Annotated in this window: 2 protein-coding genes; both read left to right on the top strand. The window is 58.1% G+C overall.

The genetic code is table 11. From position 1 onward, the window contains the following. Positions 1-112 precede the first annotated feature (112 nt). Entirely contained in the window at positions 113-1,639 is a 1,527-nt protein-coding gene (gene istA, locus A6U87_RS21710) for an IS21 family transposase (RefSeq protein ID WP_141684028.1), read from the top strand. Continuing rightward, entirely contained in the window at positions 1,629-2,441 is an 813-nt protein-coding gene (gene istB / locus A6U87_RS21705) for an IS21-like element helper ATPase IstB (RefSeq protein WP_065693397.1), read from the top strand. The genes istA and istB overlap by 11 nt, the downstream gene beginning before the upstream one ends. The last annotated feature ends 54 nt before the right edge of the window (positions 2,442-2,495 follow it).

Here is a 2,495-nt window from a genome sequence, read left to right as displayed (position 1 = left end):
TGTTGATTTCCACTGAGAGCTGACCCGGCGCAGCCCGATATTTCCATCGAGAATTGACCCATGTTTCAACCGTCCCTCGCATATTTTCAGCGGGGGCTCTGGAGTGATCGACATGGCATTACTGAGCGTGATCCGACGCTGGCATATTCGAGAGCATCTATCGATCCGAGAGATAAGCCGCAGGACTGGCCTTTCTCGGAATACCATCCGCAAATACCTGCGTGCCGGCGGCGTAGAGCCGAAGTTCAACGTCCCAGAGCGACCGAGCAAGCTTGATCCGTTTGCGGATCGGTTGTCGGCCTGGCTGAAGACGGAATCCAAGAAGGGCCGCAAGCAAAAGCGGACGATGAAGCAGTTACATGCTGACTTGTGCAGCCTCGGCTACGATGGGTCCTATAATCGCGTGGCGGCATTTGCTCGGGAATGGCGCGATGATCGACAGAGGGAATTGCAGACGACAGGCCGCGGCACGTTTGTGCCCTTGGCGTTCGAGCCTGGTGAAGCCTTCCAGTTCGACTGGTCGGAAGACTGGGCGATCATCGGCAATGAGCGCACCAAGCTGCAGGTGGCGCATACGAAGCTGAGCTACTCCAGGGCTTTCATCGTCCGAGCCTATCTCCTGCAGACGCATGAGATGCTGTTCGATGCCCATAATCACGCGTTCCGCGTCTTCGGCGGCATTCCTGGCCGCGGCATCTACGACAACATGCGCACGGCGATCGACAGGGTTGGCCGCGGCAAGGAGCGCGATGTCAACGTCCGCTTCATGGCGATGGCCAGCCATTACGTGTTCGAACCCGAGTTCTGCAATCCGGCGTCTGGTTGGGAGAAAGGACAGGTCGAGAAGAACGTTCAGGACGCGCGTCATCGCTTCTTCCAACCGGTCCCGCGCTTTCCATCACTGGAAGCCCTGAATGACTGGCTTGAGCAGCGTTGCAAGGAGTTCTGGACCAAAACGCCACATGGTCAGATGCGTGGCACCATCGCCGACATCTGGGCAGAGGAAACACCAGCTTTGATGCCTGTTTCCAGGCCATTCGACGGGTTCGTCGAGTATACAAAGCGGGTCACGCCCACCTGCCTCGTGCATCTGGAGCGCAATCGCTACAGCGTCCCGGCATCGTTTGCCAATCGTCCGGTGAGCCTTCGAGTCTATCCGGATCGTGTCGTCGTCGCCGCAGAAGGTCAGATAGTCTGTGAGCACCGCCGTGTCATTGATCGTTCCCATGATCGGCCGGGCCAGACCATTTACGACTGGCGGCATTATCTGGCGGTCGTGCAGCGCAAGCCCGGCGCTCTACGCAACGGCGCCCCCTTCATCGAGATGCCGGAGGCATTCCGAACCCTGCAGCAATATCTACTCAAGAAGCCGGGCGGCGATCGCGAGATGGTCGACATCCTGGCGCTTGTTCTCCAGCACGACGAACAAGCAGTGCTCTCAGCCGTCGACATGGCGCTGAAGTCCGGCGTTCCAACCAAAACGCATGTGCTGAACCTGCTGCATCGCCTGGTCGACGGCAAATCCTCTACACCGCCGACCCTCGACGCACCTCAGGCACTGACGCTCACCAATGAGCCCAAGGCCAATGTCGAACGATACGATACCTTGAGAAAGACGGAGGTTCGTCATGCGTCATAACCCGGCAAGCGGCGCGATCGTCATCATGCTAAGGCAATTGAAGATGCATGGAATGGCCCACGCCGTCGGTGATCTGACCGAACAGGGATCGCCGGCGTTCGAGGCTGCCATTCCGATCTTGTCCCAGCTTCTCAAGGCGGAAACGGCCGAACGAGAGGTCCGATCAACCGCATATCAGCTCAAGACGGCACGCTTCCCGGCCTACCGTGATCTGAAAGGCTTCGACTTCACCAGCAGCGAGATCAACGAGGCACTCGTCCAACAGCTTCATCGCTGCGACTTCCTCGACGACGCCAACAACATTGTGCTGGTTGGTGGTCCCGGTACGGGCAAGACGCACATTGCCACCGCGCTCGGCGTCCAGGCCATCGAGCATCACCACAAGCGAGTGCGGTTCTTCTCGACTGTCGAGCTGGTCAACGCATTGGAACAGGAAAAAGCACAAGGCCGCTCGGGGCAACTTGCCAACCGTCTCGTCCATTCCGATCTCGTCATTCTCGACGAGCTTGGATACCTGCCGTTCAGCGCCTCAGGCGGTGCATTGCTCTTCCATCTGCTCAGCAAACTCTACGAGCGCACCAGCGTCATCATCACCACCAACCTCAGCTTCAGCGAATGGGCGAGTGTGTTCGGCGATGCCAAAATGACCACTGCGCTGCTCGACCGGCTTACCCACCACTGCCACATCCTGGAAACAGGAAACGACAGCTTCCGCTTCAAGAACAGCTCAGCGCATGAGCCCAAAACAACGAAGGAGAAACGCAGGAACTTGACCACTACGACTAACACAAACGATACCTAAAAGCGGGTCACTTCTCGGTGGAAACGCCGGGTCAGCTCTCAATGGGAATCAACA

This window comes from Rhizobium sp. AC44/96, from assembly GCF_001692185.1.
In the GTDB taxonomy this organism is placed as follows: domain Bacteria; phylum Pseudomonadota; class Alphaproteobacteria; order Rhizobiales; family Rhizobiaceae; genus Rhizobium.
Note: the sequence above shows the minus strand (reverse complement) of the source record. Positions and strands in the feature narration are given on the sequence as shown.

Coding starts and splice junctions, on each gene's coding strand:
- istB (WP_065693397.1), top strand. CDS start 1,629: ATGCGTCATAACCCGGCAAGCGGCGCGATCGTCATCATGCTAAGGCAA.
- istA (WP_141684028.1), top strand. CDS start 113: ATGGCATTACTGAGCGTGATCCGACGCTGGCATATTCGAGAGCATCTA.